The sequence below is a fragment of the Lentilactobacillus sp. genome, assembly GCF_040773105.1.
Lineage (GTDB): Bacteria > Bacillota > Bacilli > Lactobacillales > Lactobacillaceae > Lentilactobacillus > Lentilactobacillus parabuchneri.
Genome location: NZ_JAXGWW010000128.1, coordinates 1 through 5746, shown reverse-complemented (window position 1 = coordinate 5746; position 5746 = coordinate 1). Strand labels below are relative to the sequence as shown.

General features: G+C 42.8%; 3 protein-coding genes, 1 pseudogene and 1 CRISPR repeat array. All 4 genes and pseudogenes read left to right on the top strand.

Annotated features, from left to right (window positions below):
- Window positions 1-1004: pseudogene (locus tag AB3112_RS07515) on the top strand (glycoside-pentoside-hexuronide (GPH):cation symporter); the annotation flags it as partial.
- A 54-nt stretch (window positions 1005-1058) separates the two neighbouring features.
- The gene (locus AB3112_RS07510; protein WP_367334214.1) at window positions 1059-2684 is read left to right on the top strand and encodes a tagaturonate epimerase family protein; all 1626 of its coding nucleotides are present in this window, start codon (window positions 1059-1061) and stop codon (window positions 2682-2684) included.
- 20 nt (window positions 2685-2704) lie between these two features.
- Window positions 2705-4123: a glucuronate isomerase gene (uxaC, locus tag AB3112_RS07505; protein WP_367334213.1), complete on the top strand. Its 1419-nt coding sequence runs from the start codon at window positions 2705-2707 to the stop codon at window positions 4121-4123.
- 157 nt (window positions 4124-4280) lie between these two features.
- The gene (locus AB3112_RS07500) at window positions 4281-5318 is read left to right on the top strand and encodes a LacI family DNA-binding transcriptional regulator (protein WP_084973695.1); all 1038 of its coding nucleotides are present in this window, start codon (window positions 4281-4283) and stop codon (window positions 5316-5318) included.
- 204 nt (window positions 5319-5522) lie between these two features.
- A CRISPR array of direct repeats spans window positions 5523-5737; the repeat unit is 32 nt; unit sequence AGTGTATTCCCCACGTGTGTGGGGGTAATCCT.
- Window positions 5738-5746: the final 9 nt, after the last annotated feature.

The following is a 5746-nucleotide window of genomic DNA, read 5'->3' as shown; positions in this document are numbered from 1 at the left end:
ATTCATTTACTAACGACCCGTATGGCTCACTCGCATCGGTTATGTCACGAAATGTTCAAGACCGAAGTTTCATGGCAACAACCCGCCAAATTGGTTCCGTTGGAGCGCAATTTATTGCGGGGGTTGCATTCATTCCATTAACCGTTTTGATTGGTGGTAGTGACCAAAGACTCGGTTACTTCTGGGCTTCTGCTATTTTTGCCGCATTTGGCGTATTAATGTTTGGAATTTGTTACCTAGGAACGAAAGAAAATGTTCACGTGAACAGAAATCAAAATGCCCAAAAAGAGGGCTTCAAGGATTACTTCAAAGTGATCTTTAGAAACGGTCCACTGGGTGCCCTGATTTTAATGACAATCTTTACGATTTCAGCTATGAATACCAATAATCAAATGATGGTTTTCTATGCTGAATATAATTTGGGAAACATTGGTCTTCAGCCAATTATTAACGCGATTATGATGGGATGTTCAATTGTTGGTGTGTTTATGATTCCAACCCTGACCAAGCACTTTGGTCAAAAGCGAACTGCCATGGTCAGCTTTGTGATTGGTGCCTGTGCCAACCTGCTTAACTTCATTTTGCCGGATCATGTGGTTGTCTTTGTCATCTTGGTAACCATCGGATACACCGCATTGGCGATTCCAAACGGTATTACTTGGGCAATGGTTTCCAACGCTATCGATTACGGTGAGTGGCGTTCGGGCGTGAGAAAAGAAGGAATTACTTATGCAGCATTTAACTTCTCACGAAAAATCGCTCAATCAATAGCTGCGTTAGTATCATCTGGAATTTGAGCATTAACCGGCTATGTCGCTAACGCCCATCAATCAGCTGGCGCCCTTCGCGGGATCAAAGCTGCAATGACGCTTTATCCAGGAATTTGTCTGGTTATGGCAGCGATCATTATTGGTTTTCTGTACAAGCTTGATGACAAACGCTTTGGTGAAATTGCCAATGACTTGGATCACGGTCGTTGGGAAGGTGGAAAGATTGGCCAATAGTACAAGAAACTCAGGACTTTTAAAATAACTAAAACTAATTGGAGGAAACATATCATGGACTTAAATAACTTATTAATCGACGTTAAAGAAATTTTAGATGCAGATGGTGATTACACAAATCTGTCGAATCAAGAGATTTACGCACCATCAATTCAAATCGATCGAAGAAACGTTTATTTCATCCTTCATCACGTCAATAATGAAGGCATTATTGAAAAGAGCTTGGTTGTTTATGAAAATCGTTTAACAGCTGGTGATTTTGAAGCTCAAGCAACGATGGATGACCGAGATTCAACACTGCTTGTCGGTGAACTAAATGAACACAATAACGATGCTTTGGCTAAACGTTTCCAATGGATCCGGCCAACTTCTCGGCGTAACTATAAATATACATTTGGACTGGGAGATCGCCTTGGCAATGCCTCAAACCCTCATTTGCGTTTATTTAAAGGACGAGGCATTATTCCTGTTCTGGCACAACAATCAATCCGTGAGTTGGTTTTGATGCACCGCACCAATACGGACGTCTTCCAATCAGCATCATGGGCGGTCTTTGAAGAAGGCTTCACATACGGTTGGGGAGCTGACGGCGATCACGTTAAAACACCTTATGAAGTTGACTATGCGGTTAAAATTGGCTGCTCAATGATCACCTTGGATTGTACCGATGAGATCAACAACAACATCGTTGAATTAAATGATGACGACCTCGATCAACGTTTTAACCAGCTTGACCCTGACCAGATTAAATACTTCAATGATACCTATTTGAACAAGACATTTGATTTGGGCGACGGTCGTTCAGTTAAATTCACCAAGCATGATGTTGAAGAATCCGCTTTGACATTCTACGACGCCATCTTGTTTGCCACGACCATCTACAACAAATTCGTTGTCCCATATAACTTGGACTTTGAAATTTCAATGGATGAAACGCCTTATCAAACGACCAACCCTAATCACTACTTCTTCGCTAATGAATTAAACCGTCGTGGCATTACACCAGTTACCATGGCACCACGTTTCTACGGTGAGTTCCAAAAAGCAATCGACTACATTGGCGATACGGAGCGCTTTGAACGTGAATATGTGATTCACGAAGCAATTGCTGAACACTTTGGTTACAAACTTAGCATCCACTCAGGTTCAGACAAGTTATCCGTTTACGAAATTATTGGCCGCGTTTCGAAGCAACATGGTTGGCATGTTAAAACCGCCGGAACCAACTGGCTTGAAGCATTGCGGGTTATCGCTCATAAGGATCCAAAATTCATGTTGGAATTGTACAAATTCTCATATGAGAACCTGGACGATGTTAAAGACTTCTATGTATTCAACGCCCAAACTAATGGGACCGCACCTAAACCTGAAGATATGAACACTGAAAACGTCATGGACTTGTTGGACGATGATGATGCCCGTCAAATTCTGCACACAATGTATGGCTCCATCATGAACTTGAAGCATAACTATCACTATGTATACCGCGACAAGCTCTGGAACATCTTGCTTAAGAACCAGGCACTTTACGATCGTTACTTGAACATTCACATTGCTGAACATTTGGATCTTCTCCAAGGCGTTGTTAAGACCAAAGATGAAGCCAGAGAAAAATATGAACCTAAGAGTGACATCTCAAAGGAATCAGCAGCAGAGCTTCAGGCAACCTCAAAAGACTAAGAAGGAGCGATTAATCAATCATGAGTTTATTAGATGATGATTTCCTGTTAGGTAATGACACGGCCAAAACCCTATTTCATGATTATGCGGCAAAAATGCCAATTATCGATTTTCATTGCCATTTAAATCCTGAAGAAATCTATGACCACAAAAACTACCCAAACATTACGCGAATTTGGCTAAACGAAGGCACATATGGGGACCATTACAAATGGCGCCTGATGAGAGCCAACGGCGTTGATGAAAAGTATATTACCGGTGACGGTGATGAATACAAAAAGTTTATCGAATGGGCAAAAACGATTGAAAATTCTTATGGTAACCCATTATATGAATGGACCCACTTGGAATTGCGCCGTTTCTTCCATATTGACGAAGAGTTGACCGAAGAATCAGCTCCTCGAATCTGGGAGAAAGCGAACGAACTATTACAGACAGACGATTTCAAACCACGCAACTTGATTAAAAATTCCAATGTCCAGGTGGTTTGTACGACAGACGATCCGGCTTCTGATTTGAAGTATCATAAGTTACTTAAAGAAGAGGAAGCTCAAAGCGGCTTCAAAACCCTCCCGGCGATGCGTCCCGATAAGCTGATTCAGATTGACCGGGATTCATTCGGTGAGTATCTAAAGACGCTCAGCGACGTATCCGGCGTTGAAATTAATAACTTTGCTGATATCGTCAAGGCACTTCATCAACGTTTCGAATTCTTTAACGACATGGGCGGCCGGCTTTCGGATCATTCATTGCTGACTTATCACTTCAAAGAAGCCAGCGATGAGGAACTCAATGCGATCGTTAACAAGGGTATGCAAAATGAAGCATTGACTCAAGATGAGATTGACCAATATTTGACAATGTTGCTCGAAAATTTGATGAAACTGAATGCTGAATTTAATTGGACGATGCAGTTCCATATCAATTCCAATCGTGATTTGAACCGACCGATGTTTGATAAGATTGGACCAGATACGGGATACGATGCCGTTGGAACCCAACCGGATATCGTCAGCCACATCACCAAACTTTATACGAAGATGCAAGATACGCATGATGTTCCCAAGTCGATCTTTTACTCATTGAATAACAATGATTGGATGGAATTGGCAACCATGATGGGTTGCTTCCAGGGCGAGACCGTCCAAAAGCTGCAACTTGGTGCAGGATGGTGGTTCAATGATACGGCTGAAGGGATGGATAACCAGCTGCGAATCTTTGCTCAACAAAGCTTACTGCCGCATTTTGTCGGAATGTTAACCGATTCGAGAAGCTTCCTATCCTATCCGCGGCATGAGTACTTCCGTCGGGTATTATGCAACTTCTACGGCAAATTGGTCGAACAAGGCCGGGTTCCCAACAACGAAGAAAAGCTTGGCAAGATTGTTCAAGACATTGCGTATAATAATGCGCGAAATTACTTTGGCTTTTTAGATTAGTTGAAAACGTGATAAATGGTTTATAAGGGGGATGGCTTTGTATGTGGCCATCCTCCTTTGTATTCCGGGAATGAGATTAATCAGCTTGACGGATTCGAGATATAACGCGATAATTATTTTCGATATCATTAACGTCGTGAAAAGGGGGGCCTGAGACTTGAAACAGATTGATAAAAATGAAAATGCAGTTACGATTCGGACAATTGCCAAAATGGCAAACGTGTCCCATACGACGGTCTCAAGGGCCCTCAATGGAAGTTCTTTGGTAAAGCCGGCTACTCGGGAAAAGATCGCCGAGATTGCCCGTCAAATTGGCTACGTACCCAATATTAGCGCGAAAAGTCTTGTGACTAATCGTTCCTATATGATTGGTATCTTTTTTACCAATTTGGATACAGGAACGTCTGCCAGCTTTTTAACTGAAGTTATTGAACAAGCACAGGGGCTCTTGCCGAAGGGGTATTCTCTGTCAATTAATAGCGTCGACAATGCGATGGATGGTCAGGGAATCTCTGTTAGCAACTTTGACGGGGTGATTGTGATTAGTCAGTCCGAATCTGATGATGAGTTTATCGAATATCTTCATAAAACCGGGATTCCACTTGTCGTGTTGAACCGGGTAATTGAAAGAACCGATATTAATAACTATGCCATTGGTGATGAGCTGGGTGGTAAGATTGCGACGGAATACGCCATTCGAATGGGCCACCGGAAGTTTGCCCTGATCAAAGGGTTAAGAACGTTTGAATCGTCTAAGCAACGTACCATAGGCGTCAAAGAAGCGATGAGTGCCCATCACATTCAAATCGCCCCTGACATGGTTAAGCAGGGCGACTACAGATCCAAAAGTGGCAACGTCTTGATGCGCCAAATTCTTTCCAGCGGCAGCGTTCCAACCTGTGTGATTTGTGAAAACGATGATATGGCACTGGGGGCACTGAATGCCTGTATTGAATTGGGCTATCAGGTTCCGCGTGATATTTCGATTATTGGGTTCGATGATATGGCCTACTCCAAATACTTGGTTCCACCTCTGACAACCGTCCGCAAGCCAACGCCAACCATTATCAGCATGGGTGTCTCCCAGTTGATGGCAATCGTTGAGAATGGCCAGCAGGATGACATCGAGCAAAAAGTGGTTGATCCCGAGATTATTGTGCGTAGTTCGGTGTTGAATATTAGTGCGGGTGAGTGAATGAATTGATTATGGATCTTTCTTCATAAATTATTGGTCATTGTGGTGACTGGCAATTTTGGAGAGAGGTCTTTTTTGTGAGATTTAAGGTTTAGTTTATAGTAAACTGTTAGTGTACTCGTGGTACATTTTGGGCGGGAGTAAAGAACTAATTGAAAATGGGTATTTTCAATTTTCATAATGCCTATGTAGCGGTGTTTGTTTAGTGTATTCCCCACGTGTGTGGGGGTAATCCTCGAGTTGCTCGTTGCTGTTCTTCAAGCTCTTTGTATTCCCCACGTGTGTGGGGGTAATCCCATCACAGAATCTGACGGCACTGAAATTGAAGTGTATTCCCCACGTGTGTGGGGGTAATCCTTCTCGGAGCTTAGTTGAATCCGTAAACTCAAGGTATTCCCCACGCATGTGGGGGTAATCCTATTGGCGAT